The organism is Bacteroides sp. 14(A) (assembly GCF_000526555.1).
Classification (GTDB): domain Bacteria; phylum Bacteroidota; class Bacteroidia; order Bacteroidales; family Bacteroidaceae; genus Bacteroides; species Bacteroides cellulosilyticus.
The window spans coordinates 1-15,309 of record NZ_JAGH01000003.1 but is presented as its reverse complement, the minus strand read 5'-3'; the positions used below and the strand labels follow the sequence as shown (position 1 = coordinate 15,309).

At 41.4% G+C, this 15,309-nt stretch carries 23 protein-coding genes and 2 pseudogenes; 17 read left to right on the top strand and 8 right to left on the bottom strand.

The genetic code is table 11. From position 1 onward, the window contains the following. Window positions 1-49 precede the first annotated feature (49 nt). The 3 genes and pseudogenes from K429_RS0118810 to K429_RS30940 all read right to left on the bottom strand — a co-directional run. Window positions 50-289 carry a hypothetical protein gene (locus tag K429_RS0118810; protein ID WP_081750913.1) on the bottom strand — a complete coding sequence of 80 codons (240 nt, stop codon included), beginning with the start codon at window positions 287-289 and terminating at the stop codon, window positions 50-52. 654 nt (window positions 290-943) lie between these two features. Next, window positions 944-1,114 (bottom strand): annotated as a pseudogene (locus K429_RS30945) (fusion protein); the annotation flags it as partial. A 198-nt stretch (window positions 1,115-1,312) separates the two neighbouring features. Next, window positions 1,313-1,606: pseudogene (locus K429_RS30940) on the bottom strand (LPD29 domain-containing protein); the annotation flags it as partial. Window positions 1,607-2,300: 694 nt separating this feature from the next. On the opposite strand from K429_RS30940, the gene K429_RS29525 reads away from it, so the two are divergent. The 5 genes from K429_RS29525 to K429_RS0118780 are packed head-to-tail and all read left to right on the top strand — an operon-like array spanning window position 2,301 to window position 5,055. Further along, a complete protein-coding gene (locus K429_RS29525; protein WP_029327679.1) occupies window positions 2,301-3,797 on the top strand; it encodes a phage/plasmid primase, P4 family in 1,497 nt (498 codons plus the stop codon). 20 nt (window positions 3,798-3,817) lie between these two features. Beyond that, window positions 3,818-4,162 (top strand): hypothetical protein, encoded by a 345-nt coding sequence (locus K429_RS0118795; protein ID WP_029327678.1) that lies wholly within the window; start codon window positions 3,818-3,820, stop codon window positions 4,160-4,162. Beyond that, window positions 4,159-4,569, top strand: coding sequence for a hypothetical protein (locus K429_RS0118790; protein WP_029327677.1), 411 nt, complete (start codon window positions 4,159-4,161; stop codon window positions 4,567-4,569). Before K429_RS0118795 ends, K429_RS0118790 begins: the two co-directional genes overlap by 4 nt. Beyond that, window positions 4,526-4,717: a hypothetical protein gene (locus K429_RS0118785; protein WP_029327676.1), complete on the top strand. Its 192-nt coding sequence runs from the start codon at window positions 4,526-4,528 to the stop codon at window positions 4,715-4,717. The genes K429_RS0118790 and K429_RS0118785 overlap by 44 nt, the downstream gene beginning before the upstream one ends. A 53-nt stretch (window positions 4,718-4,770) precedes the next feature. Continuing rightward, window positions 4,771-5,055, top strand: a complete 285-nt coding sequence (locus tag K429_RS0118780) for a hypothetical protein (protein WP_029327675.1) — start codon at window positions 4,771-4,773, stop codon at window positions 5,053-5,055. A 90-nt stretch (window positions 5,056-5,145) separates the two neighbouring features. Here K429_RS0118780 and K429_RS29520 read toward each other — a convergent pair whose 3' ends face one another. The 5 genes from K429_RS29520 to K429_RS31175 all read right to left on the bottom strand — a co-directional run bounded on the left by K429_RS29520 (window position 5,146) and on the right by K429_RS31175 (window position 9,686). Next, window positions 5,146-5,697, bottom strand: a complete 552-nt coding sequence (locus K429_RS29520; RefSeq protein WP_029327674.1) for a hypothetical protein — start codon at window positions 5,695-5,697, stop codon at window positions 5,146-5,148. Window positions 5,698-5,715: 18 nt separating this feature from the next. Then, window positions 5,716-6,504, bottom strand: coding sequence for a hypothetical protein (locus tag K429_RS0118770; protein ID WP_029327673.1), 789 nt, complete (start codon window positions 6,502-6,504; stop codon window positions 5,716-5,718). Then, the gene (locus K429_RS0118765) at window positions 6,504-8,069 is read right to left on the bottom strand and encodes a phage portal protein (RefSeq protein WP_029327672.1); all 1,566 of its coding nucleotides are present in this window, start codon (window positions 8,067-8,069) and stop codon (window positions 6,504-6,506) included. The genes K429_RS0118770 and K429_RS0118765 overlap by 1 nt, the downstream gene beginning before the upstream one ends. Then, entirely contained in the window at window positions 8,066-9,022 is a 957-nt protein-coding gene (locus K429_RS28950) for a hypothetical protein (protein ID WP_369796092.1), read from the bottom strand. Before K429_RS28950 ends, K429_RS0118765 begins: the two co-directional genes overlap by 4 nt. A 121-nt stretch (window positions 9,023-9,143) precedes the next feature. Further along, complete coding sequence (locus K429_RS31175; RefSeq protein ID WP_255347653.1) at window positions 9,144-9,686, bottom strand: terminase large subunit domain-containing protein; 543 nt, start codon at window positions 9,684-9,686, stop codon at window positions 9,144-9,146. A gap of 558 nt (window positions 9,687-10,244) precedes the next feature. On the opposite strand from K429_RS31175, the gene K429_RS29515 reads away from it, so the two are divergent. From K429_RS29515 to K429_RS29500, 12 genes are all read left to right on the top strand, one after another. Then, window positions 10,245-10,472, top strand: coding sequence for a hypothetical protein (locus tag K429_RS29515; protein ID WP_155923442.1), 228 nt, complete (start codon window positions 10,245-10,247; stop codon window positions 10,470-10,472). Between the two features lie 72 nt (window positions 10,473-10,544). Continuing rightward, window positions 10,545-10,757 (top strand): hypothetical protein, encoded by a 213-nt coding sequence (locus K429_RS0118745; protein WP_029327670.1) that lies wholly within the window; start codon window positions 10,545-10,547, stop codon window positions 10,755-10,757. Window positions 10,758-10,847: 90 nt separating this feature from the next. After that, window positions 10,848-11,123, top strand: coding sequence for a hypothetical protein (locus tag K429_RS0118740; RefSeq protein WP_029327669.1), 276 nt, complete (start codon window positions 10,848-10,850; stop codon window positions 11,121-11,123). 85 nt (window positions 11,124-11,208) lie between these two features. Further along, complete coding sequence (locus tag K429_RS29510; RefSeq protein WP_052340673.1) at window positions 11,209-11,577, top strand: hypothetical protein; 369 nt, start codon at window positions 11,209-11,211, stop codon at window positions 11,575-11,577. A gap of 154 nt (window positions 11,578-11,731) precedes the next feature. Further along, a complete protein-coding gene (locus K429_RS29505; RefSeq protein ID WP_052340672.1) occupies window positions 11,732-12,406 on the top strand; it encodes a hypothetical protein in 675 nt (224 codons plus the stop codon). 12 nt (window positions 12,407-12,418) lie between these two features. Further along, complete coding sequence (locus K429_RS0118730; protein ID WP_029327667.1) at window positions 12,419-12,817, top strand: hypothetical protein; 399 nt, start codon at window positions 12,419-12,421, stop codon at window positions 12,815-12,817. Next, a complete protein-coding gene (locus K429_RS30935; protein ID WP_231501889.1) occupies window positions 12,805-13,017 on the top strand; it encodes a hypothetical protein in 213 nt (70 codons plus the stop codon). Before K429_RS0118730 ends, K429_RS30935 begins: the two co-directional genes overlap by 13 nt. Before the next feature lie 120 nt (window positions 13,018-13,137). Then, complete coding sequence (locus tag K429_RS0118720) at window positions 13,138-13,476, top strand: hypothetical protein (RefSeq protein ID WP_029327666.1); 339 nt, start codon at window positions 13,138-13,140, stop codon at window positions 13,474-13,476. Between the two features lie 215 nt (window positions 13,477-13,691). Beyond that, window positions 13,692-14,096: a hypothetical protein gene (locus K429_RS0118710; protein WP_155923441.1), complete on the top strand. Its 405-nt coding sequence runs from the start codon at window positions 13,692-13,694 to the stop codon at window positions 14,094-14,096. Window positions 14,097-14,117: 21 nt separating this feature from the next. Continuing rightward, window positions 14,118-14,366 (top strand): hypothetical protein, encoded by a 249-nt coding sequence (locus K429_RS30930; RefSeq protein ID WP_231501888.1) that lies wholly within the window; start codon window positions 14,118-14,120, stop codon window positions 14,364-14,366. Between the two features lie 146 nt (window positions 14,367-14,512). Further along, window positions 14,513-14,722 carry a hypothetical protein gene (locus K429_RS30925; RefSeq protein ID WP_231501887.1) on the top strand — a complete coding sequence of 70 codons (210 nt, stop codon included), beginning with the start codon at window positions 14,513-14,515 and terminating at the stop codon, window positions 14,720-14,722. Between the two features lie 86 nt (window positions 14,723-14,808). Beyond that, window positions 14,809-15,093: a hypothetical protein gene (locus K429_RS29500; protein ID WP_052340671.1), complete on the top strand. Its 285-nt coding sequence runs from the start codon at window positions 14,809-14,811 to the stop codon at window positions 15,091-15,093. Window positions 15,094-15,309 lie beyond the last annotated feature (216 nt).

The window sequence follows — 15,309 nt, the reverse complement described above, 5'->3', positions numbered from 1 at the left end:
TAAAGATGTAATGTATATTCTTAATTGCTCTTGCATATCCATTTTAGTGTTATAGAGTAAACTCTAAACGACAATAACCGCGACGTATGGCAACATTAACGGAAGGAATTACACCGCAATTAGTCGCTTGATGAAACGCGAAAATCTTACGGGGACAGATAACCTTTTCAGGGGTTGAAACGCCATTCTCTTTGTTTTTGCAGTAACCTATGAACTTTCTCCATTCACTCCCTTTTACTTCTTTAAGCTTATCGTAACTGAAGCCTTTAACATTAAATACAAGTTCCATAATATTAAAATTTATCTGATCTATCAATTATAAACTCCCTTATCTTCTCTATATCGGTGCCGCTGATAAACAGGACAGCACCGAACAATAACAGCATCAAACAAAACATATGATAGTTATTTAGATGGCTTTCCTTAATCGCCCGTTATCGTCTACATGCGCGTTCAGGTATTCGGCCCCTCTTTCGGCTTCCTCTTTAGTCGAATAGTAATCTATAATACAATTATCCAAATTATCCACTATTCCGTAATATCCAAGCATTAACGGCTTATCCTTGACAGTGTAACGTCTCCCAGTTACTTTCTTTTCATAGGCTTCAACGTTATGACTTGTAGATGATTTCTCAGGGCGTATTATATCCATGTACCTAACTTCTTTTTCCGCAATAGTTTTCGGGCACTTCTTCAAATTACCGACATTGCAACAACCATTTGAATTTAACCGAGCGGTCCCGTTTTTTTCGTTAAAAGCCAATATAACGCCTATTTCTCCGATCTGATCATAAACGACTTCACCCAATTTAAACCCGTCCAGTTCTTCGGATGTTGTCGGATAATCCACACAACAGTATTTAGTGTAGTCGTCAATAACTAACGGGGTGTTATTTTCCCGTGTTTCCTCTGTAAGTTCCGGCAATTCTGTAGCCTTTACCAGTTCTTTAACCTTATCCGCCTGCTTCTTGCTAAATATCCATCCGGAACGCTTTTCGCCTTCATAATTTAAAGACGGGTTAAAGCGTCCGCCCAATTCCTTTAATTGCTCCTTGATAGCTTTCGTGTCACCGAACACCGCAATAGCTTTTTCGGAATAGTCCACTATCTCCAGACCTTCAACGGCAACAGGTTCTACCATATTGGAAGCATTTTCTTTTTCCTGTTTTAGTGCGTTCTTCTTCTCTTTAGGTTCTACAATCTGGTATTCATTACTAACCTTTATACTAAGATAAAAATTAGTATCGTAATAGTCTTGCATTCCGTCGCTATCATCATAACGGAAAGAACTTGCATACGTCGCAACAGCATCAAGAACCGCGAACACTTCCGGAGTTAATTCATCTTCCCAACCCTTAACGGTGGACATTGTGGACATATAACCGCGTTCCGCACTTCTTGAACCTTCAACAAAAGGAACACAAGCGCCTGCCTTTAACTCGATACACATAGAATCTGTGTACATGCTCCACTCTGAACGAATAGAGAATTTAAAACTAGGAAAATTCTTCTTTGCATAAGCTCTAACCTTTGCGGCTATTTCCTTTGTAGATAATTTGCTGTCATAGTTTGAACCAGACCAACCGTTACTCGTGTAGAAATTCATTGCTTTCATAATCGTTATTTTAATCGTTAATAATATCATCGTTTAAAACCAAAAGAATGACAGTGTAGGTTATGTATATGTTTTGGTTGTATATGTAACTATCCCCATCCCTTTGGTATTGCAAATGTAGTGAGTTATCTTTGCCTGTTATAATATTATAGATATAATATTCACGAGAAAGTGAAAATAATATTTATCATTAAAATGGGTAGTTAAATATATAAACAGTAGATACCTAAAAATGGTGTAAATGTGCTTTATATGACCTAAAAAGGGTGTTTTATGAATATTATTAGTATAATATTTACAACACGAATACCCCACCCCGGGGTGGTATTTTATTACCAAAAAGGCAAATGATTATCGCTCAAAATTTTTATTTTATTTTTTTATTTTTCCCGTTTGTTTCTTGTTATATTGATTATTTAGTTGTATATGCAATTAAATTAATTCTGTTACGCTTTAATATGTATGGTTATTATTCATTTCCTGTATATGTTATTTTTTATACTACATATTATATATCCTTGATATAAAATAAATTAATGATAATATTGTATATTGTGTATATAATCAGTATTTTTGTAGAAAATACAAGTTAATATATGCGATATATATTTCTATAAAACGCTTGTTTTTATGCATTACGTTAACTGATATTCTTATAATTATTTAATATTCAAGCACTTTTTATATGAATAGTTATTATGACCATATACTGCATTTAATAGTCACTAAATTATGCACTCTTTCTGACGAGAATGTTTTTGCCCGTTTTTCTTCGGGTTCCGACTTTGCCGAATCTTCTATGATAATCAAGAGTCTTGTGTTTAAGATCATGGCAAATAGTGATTTCTGTTATCTTCATGGCTGTTATTACCTGTTTACTGGTGAGATTTACGAGCCGGTCAATCCTGAGTTGATAGGCAAGGCTATCGAGGAGTGGTTGATTCGCATGCGGGTAAGCAGTAGGATTTTGCATTATTCATCAAAGAAGTTCCAGGACGAGGCTCGTCTTTCTATCCGTATCAATAATCCGTTCTGTCCGGTATTCCATATCAAGGCTTATGTTAACGGTGTGGTTGACTTCACGGATGGGGAATTGCGTCCTTTTGATGCCAAGTATCACGTTATATACAAGCATCCTTATGAGTATGATCCCAGTGCGAAGTGTCCGATGTGGCAGTCTTTCTTGCGGACTGTCTTGCCGGAGAAGGATAGCAGGTTGATATTGCAAATGTACTTGGGACTGTGTACGTTTGACAGGGGGAAGATGATAGACAAGGTTGAGAACTGCCTTATGCTGTTCGGTACTGGTAGCAACGGCAAGTCTGTGATATACGAGACGATAACGGGGATATTCGGCAGGGAGAATGTTTCCTCTATGGGATTGTTGTCTTTGATCAAGGGAGGTGACGAGAGGTTGAGGAATATTGCCAGGATTGACGGCAAGTTGGTTAACATGTGCCCGGAGATACAAGCGCGGGACATATCGGGGTATGAGGACGCGTTCAAGACGTTATGCTCAGGAGAGATGGTTTATGGTCGGAATATCGGAGGGAATGTCTATGAGGTGCGGAATGTCCCTTGGATGATATTCAACATGAACAATCTCCCGAAGGCTTCGGATACGAGCTATGGATATTTCAGGCGTTTCTTGTATGTGATGTTTGAGAATGTCATCCCAGAAGAGATGCAGAACAAGCATCTTGCAGATGATTTGAAGCAGGAATATCCTGGTATATTGAATTGGATTATCAGAGGCGGGAAATATTTAAAGCAAAGAAGGTTTGTCTTTCCGAAGAGCGAGAACTCGGAGAAGCAGAAGCTTATAGTAATGGGGGAAAGCAACATAACTTTCTCTTGGGCTTTTGCACGCGGGGTAAGACCTTCCGCCAATGCCAAGGGCGAGTTATTCACGTGGTTAAGGTCTTCAGACATGTATAACGATATGGTGCGTTATGCGGAAGCCAACGGCTTTGAAAGTGTAAGCATGCAGGACTTTGGAAAGCAGCTTACGAAACTGGGATTCGGTAAGATGAGCAGGAGAAGGGATTCCAAGGGCATTATTTACAAGGTTTTCGGATGTAACGAGAAGGAATTGAAGACTCCTGTTCCTATTGTATCTGACATGGACATGGATTTTGACGGGTATAACGGGGACGTGGAGTATGACGCGGAGGATATGTAGAACTTTAATATAGACAAGGTATGATAACTATATACAATATAGGATTGTTTACTCAATATTGTCATTCCGATAGCGTAAAATACGGATACAATATAGGTTCATTGGCTGTAAAATATGGAGTCACGGATATAAGTGGGTTTTCAGAGAAAGAGCAATCGGATATTTTCTTGAAAATAGAATCGGAGAATGGGGGCATTATAGTAGTGCCTCACGGTGGTAGCTTCTTAAGGAGAACATTTATTGAAAAGCTCCTGACAAAGGATGGGTTTATAGATGACAAGTATTTTAATACTCCTTTATATGTAAATATACAGGGGAACGATGTAGAGTATAGAATTATTAATTATATAAATAATAGTTTATGAAAGACGGAGAAAAGTTACAGATTGGCAACTGGATTGTCGAAAAGGTGGAGATGGACGGAGTAGATTTCATGGAGGTTCGTGCTTCGGGCGGCATATTCAGATTCATGTATAGGATTGACAGCATGATGTATGGACTGCTTGACAATGTGCTGAAGGAGGACAAGTCGGGCGTAGGTGTTATTTTCAATAACGTATTCGCTGTTGCTACACTTCTTGACGCTGAGTTTCAGAATGATGTAGTTCAAGTTGTTGTACGGGCTATTGATCGCGTGAAAGCCGAATCGGTCAGTGACGAGGAAGATGCCAAAATTCTTGCGGAGGAACGTACTAAATATGAGATGAAAAAGGAAATGGAGGGAGAAAATGGGGGAAATAGAAAAAGCGAAAGCCCTGAAAGCGGAAATTGAGAAGGACATTTCCGGTATGATGACTACGTATGAGAGGAATACGGGGCTTATTGTGGATGAAATAGGGTTTATCCGGCAACCTGTATATGACAACATGGGAAAAGAGACGGATTTTAGGTATGTAGTGGAACTGAGGGTTAAACTATGAAAGTGAAATGGAACGGATAAAGCTGTCTAAGACCGAAAAAAAAAGTGTTGCGGATGCTTGACGCAGGATTTACGGATGTACCTAGTGATATTCCGTATGACAAATATGCGCTAGCTGCAAGCTCTCTAAAAAAGGCAGGCCTTGTGAAATGCTCGTTCCTTACCAATGGCAAAGTATGTGGTATAAGGCTGACCAAGCAAGGCAAGATGTATCTGTATGATAACCCATATTTATTCAATCCTGTTAATTGGAGCAAGTGGGCTGCGATAACAGGAATTGTAACCGCACTGATTTCTCTGATAGTTCTTGTGATTGGGTGTGTGGCTATTTTAAAATAGCAGGTAATTTTATCGAATGAAATAATAAAGAGGGGCACGGGAGTATTCTATGTACACCGTGCCCCTAAACTTTTTCCGGTTACGGATAAGCTATCCTTCTTCATTGTTTGTTTCCAGCTGTGCTTTCTTGTTTTTAGCTTTCATGTATAGAGAGCATGACTTACAGGAGATTGGAAGATAGAAATGGACGGTATTGTCTTCTTCTATTGTTTCTTCCTTTTTCATCTGCTGGAGGTCGGCTATTTTCATAAGAACATCAGCGCGGTCTTTGCCTTTTAGGTCTTTGACTGTGGCGACGAGGGCATTGAGAACTTCGTTCTTGTCGCGGAACTTTCCGGTAAAATCATCTTCGGTTTCTTCTTTCTCGTCCTTATCGCACGAGGTCGGTATTTTCTTGAAACGTCCCAATCGAATTGCCTTTTGCTTAGATTGCATATAGGTAAGAATGTTGGGGTCGTTGATGATCTTGTCTATCTGCTGCTTGTTCCATTCATCGGCAAGGGTAGGCTTGTACTGGCCGGTAGCAATAAAAGCTTCAGTAGCATCCCAGCCCATCATTATCATGTCTGCCATTGCGCGTTCCAATACGGATATGTTGTATCTCTTGGTTTCGTTAATGAATCGTTTTGAATATTTGAGCATATTTTCTTGTATTTTAGGTTAATAGATAAACGCCATTCCACATACGCAATTATTGTGAAGTGGTGGATACGGGTCTGACATAGGATGAGTCCGCATAGCATATTCGTCACATGTCTGGCAGGGAAAGCTACTGGATCGGAAAGTAATAAAACCTTTTGCGCCCTTCTCTGTTCCCGATAGGTACCAATATTTCATCCAACCTTCTGCCACCGCAAATACGGTCAGATTACGGAGGGCCGTGAAACTGCTATTGGTTCGTCCTATCCCGTAGCTTATACTATCGGTCCGTATGCGTGTGGCGTTCATATCTCCTGCTTTGACTGCTTCTATAAAGTCTGGATTGTCGTACGGGTGTTCCAGGTTTTTGGATATGAGTTGAAGGGTGGCAGCTTTCGATGTTCCCGCAAGCATAGATGCGGCGATGGCGGCTTCCAGCTCATACTTGTATCGGTTGGCATATATGGCGTTACGTTCACCAAATGTTTTTCCGTATGAGTTGCGTGTGATATATGCTAATATCTCTTCTTCCTTATCATTGTGAGTGGCTACAGAAAGGGTTGAAGTGTAGTCTTCGATAGTGGCTCGCAAATCAGAAATGACAGCTTCCACCTCGTGCTTCAGATTCAGGTCTAAGGAAAAGCGGAACATCTTTGGAGGTATGCCGTATTTGTGGGATATGGATATTATTCTTTCAGCAGCACGGAGCATAGCGGTACGGAGATTTCTCCCCATGCTTTTTTCAGCTTGCAGCCTCTGGCGGATATAATCCTTCGCTTCCTCTATTTCTCTGTCTGACGGATATCTCATTAGGCTTTCACTCCCTCTTCTACGGTGACTTGGTTTCCTTCTGTCTTATTCGCTTTAGCTGTCTTTAGTTCAAAGAGAAGGTCGGCTTGCTGTTCTTCTTTCTTTTCCCGGACGATCCTGTCCCATTCTCCATTAGTGGTATATAAAGTTTCTATACGTTCGGATGCAGTTTGTCTGGAACAGAAACCATTTTGTACAGCAGTTGCAAGGTCAGAAATGACAGTGGACGTGTTCACATGTACATACGGCTCTATCCACCATTTCATATTGAGATTGGTAAAATCGATGGTCTTTTTCATTTCCATTCCGTAACCATAGGAGAATATGGCTACCATGTCATCAAGGAACTTTTGGTATTTGGGAGCATCGTTCATAGCTTTCTCAACAGCCGGAGAATAGAGGATTTTTAATGCTGCCGCCGGTAAATCTCCTGATTTTAGTTCTGGAGGTTCAACTATGAAAGATTGGGTAAATATCATCTTGTAGAGCGTATCGAGTTGCTTCATGTAACTTTCAGATGCGCTTTGGGCACTTAAATAGGACACTTTATCATCTGTACCCATTGAAAGCGTCTTAATTGTACCGTTAGCATCATATTGAGCATCAAGCCTATCTCCTTCACCTTGAAACACAAGGGTTGGCTCTCCAAATGCCTGGTTGTTATGTGCCATTTGCGAAAATGACATTTCGTAAGCATCTATGCTGTCTTGAGATGCACTCCAACAAGCTCCGTCTTCGTCTCGATGGTAGGCCACAGGAATGAAAGGGAACCCATGTGGGCGTTTTTCTACTAAAGAATATCCATCTACTCCAAAGAGACCAAGAATCTTGTCCTTAAATGTCTTTGCGGCTTCTCCGTTGCGTTTGAAACGGTACATATAAGTTTTATCCCATACTTCCAACCATTCCGTTGTCGTTCCTCCGTTATTGTCGGTATCATTAAACGAGCGGGCAAAGAGGCGAAGTTTTCCGGTGATTGAGTCGTAATGCGGATAGAGTGTATCTCCATTGGCAAACGACAATACCTTATGCCCGAACACTCCATTGTCTAAATATCCAAGAAAAGCCGTATCTCCTGTGGTCTTTACGGAATTTGCAGCATCAAAAAAAGCTATTTCCATGTTTTTTTTCAGCCATCCTTCACGGTATATGTTAAATATATCCATATCTTTCTGAGAAGGTTTAGGACTGCATAGTTCAAACTGTATGTCGTTTCCGCACAGATGCACCATCTGCTTTATCTTGATTATTTGCTGGAAAGCAAATGCGTATCGGGGAACAAATTCAGTATAGTAACGGCTTTTCGTTTTTCCGGTATCATTTCCTTCCGCATCAAGTACAGGTACAAGTTCCTCACGAGTGATATCCGGATATACCGTAGGATCATTTATGGCATGGCCGCTTGGATAATATTCACGGAGAAAATCCGCTTGTGTCACTATGCTGAAAGCTATGTCATCAAAAGGCATAGGCACCTCTGTGGATGCTGTAAAAGTGCCATGAGAATTTCCGTTGGGAAGTATTTTCTTCCACGGTCTTTTAGTTTTTACTTCTTTGGTATTCATCTTCTATAGCGGTTAAATGGTCTGACTATTCTGGCTAATCTTGGTTTTACGTGAGCGGTTTTCTTTATTTCAAATATCATACGCATAAGCATGGCTTCAATGAAGTCCGGTGAGTGTCCTACAATGGATTTCATTTCCACTTTCTTTATGAGTGAGAAACCTTTGTCAGCCTCGTTTATGCTTTGTCTTATAGCTTTTCTTTCTTTGTTAAGAATGAGGGAAAGCGGTGTGCCGTTAAATTTCTTGTCTATCAGATTTTCGTTTATTGAAATTTCGCAGTTAATAAGTTTATCGGCAAAAAGATATGCAGCTTGTGATTTGAGGTTGGCGTAAATTCCCTTGAACTCATCGGTGACAGCTTCACGGTTGTTGAACGGTATCGCTTTCGGGAAAAATCCTTTGAATGCTTGTCCCAAACCGTTGAGGTCATATGTGAAGTTCTCTTCTCTCACATGCCATTCATTGAGTTTTGATTTTACTGCATTGACTGCCATTCGGGAATTGAACTGACATACGTATATGTCCTGAATGTGCCATCCCACCCATAGCACCATCACCATGTTGTCACCTCCTTCAAAAGCCACATCACATGACACCCTGCGGACATTATCGCCTTGCTTATAAGGGGCATGATAGAAGTTTTCCATGTGCTGAAGCTTTATCATATCGTCACCTACTGAGCGGTATTTCCAGTTGCCGTCGAGATCACGGGCACGCTGTTCTTCGGATTGGTTGGCGAGGTTGGCAAGATAGGTGGGGTCTGATCGGAGAAGCTGCTTGTTGTCGGAAAGTTTTCCTTCAATAAATGCCACTGACTTTATAAAAAGTTCTTGTGGTGAGCCGTATTCCGCATATTCCGGCTTGTAATATTTGTCGATTATCTCCCGGCATTGCTGATATACTTCTTCCCGGGTGTCTCCCCAGTAGATGCTGCTTACGTTTTCCCCGTCCATGAAACAATATCGTACTACTCCGTCTCTTTCAGGTATTGGAAATCCGTCATCGCCTATCCACCATTCTATAAATTTAGCTACCCAGCTGTCCGGATCGGGGTTGCATGTGCCTATGAACCGGTTACGTATATGAAAACGCGTTACGGTTACAGGTAATCATATACTTGAACTTAGGGTAGTCCATGTGCGTTATTTCATCAACGCCTACGTAAGAATATTGATGCCCCTGAAATCGTGTCTTGAAGTCCTCAACGCTGTCGGCATGGTAAGAGAACTCGAGGAAACCGCCTTTGTCGAAGTTCCATGTCATATCATTCTTGGATTTGTTGTATTTTCCGTACTGGACATATATCTGGTATGACGTTTCTATAATATCGGAAAGGTCGTTTATCTCGTGGCGCATGACAACGGAACGAAAGAATTTATTCTTAACGTCCTTTAGGGCCTCCATAAGTAAGGCGTAGCTTTTTCCCCCGCCCCTCATTCCTCCGTATATGGTTATGTCGGCGTTGGTGGACAGAAGCTTTTCCTGTCCTCCAAGTTGAGCTATTATTTTTAAGTGATTAGGACGTTTCTTGTCTGTATCGCGAAGAGATTGAACATAATCGCAATCCAGCACCTCACATCCATCTTTTGTTGTCAACTTTTTGTCTATCAGTTCCATATACACGAAAAAAGAGCTGTATCGGCGGGCAATAATGCTCACTAATACAGCTCTTTGGCTTGGTTATATTTGCAAATATATGTATATTATCTAAACTTTCATAGAAAATAAACGTATTTTTTGTTTGAAATTTGCAATAAGCTTTTTATATTTGCAACATAATCAGTAAAGTATGATAAAAGTAAGGACTTCATTAGATGACTCTTGTATAAAGGAAGAAACATTACAAATGGTTACATGCCCGATATGTGGACAAAAAATGGGTGAAGTCAGATACTTGAATGGAGTAATCATGCTTCGTATTCAATGCAGGCGATGCAGGAGTTATATCAAAGTTGATGTGACAGGAACGAAATAAGAATTTTAAATATATAAAGCCGATAGAGCTGTATTGGAGGAAAAACCTCTGATGCAGCTCTATTTTTTATTCAAAACCTATGGAAAAAGAAAAAATCTTATCCACTCTGACTGAGAAGCTTGGAAAAACTAGTTTCTCTCAGAAAACACTGGAAACATACGTGGGAAAACATTTGCCCTCAGAGGGGACAGAACCGGACGATGCTTATTGGGGCATTGCATACAGAGGTGCTGAAAACCCTTGAAGGGCAGTACAACCATGATGTTGCCGAAGCAGTGGAGGAAGCGAAGAAAAACTTTGCATCCCCACAAAATCCCAATCCGAAGCCCAATACTACTCCCTTAGCTGACGATGCGATAACCAAGCGTCTGGAAGCCCTGGAAAAAGCACTGCCGATGAGAAGAAAAAATCTTCCATGGACATGCTGAGAAACTCGGTTTTGGAAAAGGGGCAAGAGTTGAAAGTATCTAACCAAGTCACTTTGGAACGATGTAGTGAAAATGGTGGAAATTGCGGATGGCATGGATGATACCCAGCTGACCGAATCAGCCAAGAAGCTATACGAAGAGCGCCTCAAATCCTATCTTGGAGAAGGTGCCACTCCTTATGGTGGTGGAGGAACCGCTTCACCCGATAGCAAGGAGTACGAGAAGGAGCTTGATGATTTTTTCAATCGCAAAGCGAAAGAGGGGAAATTCCCTGAAAAGAAGTAAAACTAAAATCCATTAAGAAATGAGTACACTAGGAAATGTATTGGCAAGACCTCCAAGGAATATGGGGGCGGCAAAAACATTTGGCACGAAGTGAAAGGGCAGTTTCCTGTAGGTGGAAATATTAAGAATATCTCTACCTATATAGGCTCTGTCATACCTTCCGGCTCAATGTGCAAGTTCGACCAGGCAAAAGGTGAAATTACCATTGTCAAGGCGAGCGAAGTAAAAACTGCCACACAAGAGTCCGGTACTGTAGAACCTTCCACCATAAAGGGGCTTCTGTACCATGACGTGTATGTAGATGCGGACCTGGAGTCTTCCGTATGCTACGGGCGCAGTAGTTTTTGCAGGAGAGATTTATATTGACCGTCTGGCAGAAGAAATTCCCGATGAGGTATTAGCGGTACTGCCGATGATTGTTCCCATTCACGAAAAATAAGGAGGTAAACAGATGAGAACAAATGTGAAGAACTATTATGATCTACTGACTTTCGGACTTGGAAACGCTCAGTTTCAAAGTTTCGTAGACCGTTTCAATGATAAGTACAATGTGCTTAATGTGGACGGTTTTGACTGGGATAATGAAATCCAGCTTGATTATACCTATGAACAGCTAATCAGTTCACTTAATATCGCAACGTTACCCGTATATGTTGATGAAGCTTCCGAAGGACTTGACAAAAGTTTCGGCAAATTCAACATCGGTTCAAACAAGATTCCTACCCAGAAGCACCGTTATCCAATCAGTGCCAAGATGTTACGCGAGCAGATGATAATGATCCAACGTTTTGGAGAAGCTGCTATGACGCAAGGAAGCTAGAGATTTCTATCCGAAATCTTATGTTTGACAGTACGGACAAGCTGCTTGCGGGTAACAGAAATGCGTTGACACATCAACGGTATGCGTATCGTTTCCAAAGGACAGTTTACCATTGACTTGGAGAATAATCCGAGAGGCTTGAAGGGACTTACCTTTGAACTTTGGTGTACCTTCTGCAAACAAGGAAACTCTTACGGGTACAGCAAGATGGTGGACCACCTCTGACCATTTGCCTGCAAACGAAGGCTCTACTTCCGATCCTATCCTGTTCTTAAAGAACAAGAGAAAAGCGATGAGAAAGCTCGGATTCCCTAATGGGCATTTTGAAATAGCCAGTGATCTTTGGGATGATTTATTGACTCACACTAAGGTACTGTCACGTATCGGATTGTCCTTATATCCGCAAGCGGCCAGTGCTACCAAGCCTGATACTGTAGGTGCACAATATGCACAGAACATGAGTGATGAAGCCAAAAAATCGGCTTTCGAAGCTTTGGTGGGTTGTCCTATCGTTCCGAGAGACAGCATTGCGGCTGTAGAGAAATTCGACGAAGACGCAAAAGAAATCAAGCCTGTTAATATCGAGAATTTCGATCCGTTGAATGTATCATTCGTACCGGACGGTCAATTGGGTACTATTAAGGCCGTACAGCCGATTGTACTTGCTGATGACCCAACGGAGAGAATCGCATGGTTTGACGGAGGCCGTACGCTGTTGACACAGAGATACGAGAGCAAGACAAGAACGATGTACATAGAGAGCGAAATGGCGGTCCTTTGTGTTCCGCAGATGCCGCAGTATATGTGTATCTATACTGTTACAGCTTAAAGGCAAAGTGAAATGAATGATAATTCTCAAAATACAGTAGTACTTGACACAACCATTGAAGGTTATCTCCGTGGTTGTGTCGGGTTTGATGTAGACGATAGCGCTATAAGCACTATACTAATAGACCGTGGCCTCCTTCCGGGTACAGATGTGACGGAACTTGACAAACGGACAAAAGAGTTGTGCAAAGCTGACCTTTATATGTGGTGCGCAAGCACTCCAAGCGTGAAGGGAAGCATAGAGGATAGCCATGGCGTTTGGAAACATAAGGAAGGTGGAACGCAGAGTTCCGCATTCGACAAACGAAACCTTCGCGCAATGGCTAACGACATCTACAAGCGGTATGGAGAGAATACTACAGGTTCAACTATCAGAATGACTGCAAGGGGGATGAGGATATGGCGAAAGTAAATAATCCAAGCTTTCCGCATACGTGCAAGATTTACCGGATGGAGGGAGAAACTTCTTTCAATGACGGGAATGAAATGGTTTTGTACGAGGGTAAGTGTATGAAGTATGGAAGCAACAGTCTTCGTACTTTCAAGACTGATAATGTGCTGAAAGGTGATTACGCTGTGGGACGTTCCAGGTTTGATACTTGGAGTGAATAAAGGTGACTTTATAGACTTTACGGATTACAGCGGTACATTTACGAAAAAACGTTATATCTGACCTTGCCCCGTCTGAAATGGGAAGTACGTTTTATTTCAATATGGCTAGCAACTAAGGATATGGGAACGAACACGAAAGCTCTGAATGAAGGATTCAAGACGTTCAAGAAACTGATGGACACACAGATGATGGACGTTCTGACGAATGCTTCTTACAAGTTACTTGTGGACGCAGAGTTTTCAAAGGAGTTTCAAAACCTTACAGGAAACACTATCACTTCTTACATGGTAGGTATTTTCAAGAAAGGAAAACTGGCAAGAACGATTGCATTGAAAGATATGGATCATCTTCCTAATCCTACCCGAAGGAAATTGAGCTACAAAAAGGATGGTGTTGGCGATTGTGGAGGAATACATGACAGGAAGAGAAAGGATTGTAAGGCTGAAAGATGTGGTTGAAACAGACAAGATGTATGGATATACCACAGCCAAGAGGTTTTCTTACGACTTACAAACCGGAAGTCTATAAGGGTTACGGTATAGTAATATGTACAGGAACTGAGTATTCCGATTTTCTGGAAGACATGTATGGCTTGAATGTTCTGACCGAGACCTTTCAAATTTCTCCGAGGGTTCTGGCCCAAAGTTTAAGACCGATAGAATAAATGGCACACGTGACGAGATACTATATAAGCGATATTCTTAAAGATGTCTGTGCTAACGTAACGGACGTGAGCAGGAATGTATTTCCTGAACACAGGCCCGCTACCCAGAAACAGATGGAAGATATGGTAGTGGTTTCGTTTCCTGTTTCGTGGGACGATCAGAACGCATACCAGAGTACTACAATGCGGTTTGAGTTGATGGCTAGAAACAGGGCAAACGGTGTAGCTTACACAAAGCGGTTGCAGGAAATGGCGGACGTTCTCATGGAGAAGTTTCCCATGAAAGGCGGAAGGTATTCGGTGACGAAGCCTCGCGTGGTTATGAAAGGAGATGACGGGCTGGGCTTTACAGTCTGGTTCGTTCAGGCAAAACTGATAGTGAACACAACGGATAGTTATACAAATGAATTATAAAAAATTATAGGAGAAAATAATATGGCAGGAATGACTATTACAGACAAACTTTCATCTCTTGAAACTTTGTTTAATGACATTGAAGAGGTTTATTACAAAAGTACCGAAATAAAATCCACCGACCTTGCGGCTTCTGCTCTGACTGTGGACATGGAGCTTCCAGTGCTGGAAGACGGTATTTCCTTTGACACAGGAGCTGCTGACGTGACAGAGATTAAATTGACAACGGGAAAGAATATGGACTTCAAAGGCTGTAAAAGGCGACAGTGACATCTCTTTGCAAATAGCCTCCGTAGCGGGAAAAATAAATGAATTGCTCATGGGTACTGTAAAGACCCGCTGCGGGTGCGGATGTTTCAGTTAATGCCGCTTCCGGTCTAATTGACGGAAGTACTTATAAAGGCAAGGGATATAGTATGAATCCCAAAAAGGTTTTGGGTTCTCTCATATTCCCAAGCAATGATAGAAGCACTATAATCATACTTCCTAAAGTGGAAATGTATTCTTCACTGGTTGCCGCTGACGGTGATAACCCTGCATACTTCAATGTGACCGTAACACCCAAAGCAAATTCGGAAGAAGTGGAAATATTCATTTTGGAGAAGACTGAAGATTCCGAGGGATAAAGAGTACCTATTTCATGTGATTGAATATCTGTTTAAAGGCGGTGGCGTATGTGTGCCGCCGCCTTTCTTCTTTTAAAAATTTATTTATGGCAAAGAAAAAGACAGTGGAAGAAGCCACTACAGAGCAGGAAAAAGCTCTGAATTCAATTGTTGAGAACAAGAAAGACATAGTAAAGATAAGGGGCAGAAAATTCAGTATAAGCTGGATGAGAAACCGTACCAGGCGTAAAGTGACGGACATCTTTTTGGAAGAAAAAGAAGAAGACAAGGTTTCGGCAAAGTGCGCTGCTGCATTGGTGTTGAATGGATATTTCAAAATAAAATTTTTCTATTGGCTCTTATGGCGGTGGTTCTATTACGTAAAGCAGTAACAGCGATAAGGAGCTTCTTCCGCTTGTGGATATGTGTAAAAAAAAAGCACAACTGGAAGACTATTTCTTGATTACAATATATCTGACCGAGATGAGGGACACGATAAAGTCGATGACGAGGGAGGAAGTAAATCGTATCCGTCAAGAGAGTTTTATGGCGCAGCGTGGGCAATCGGGGAAAAGCACCCCTGTCTCACCGAACCCCTAAGGCTGTTC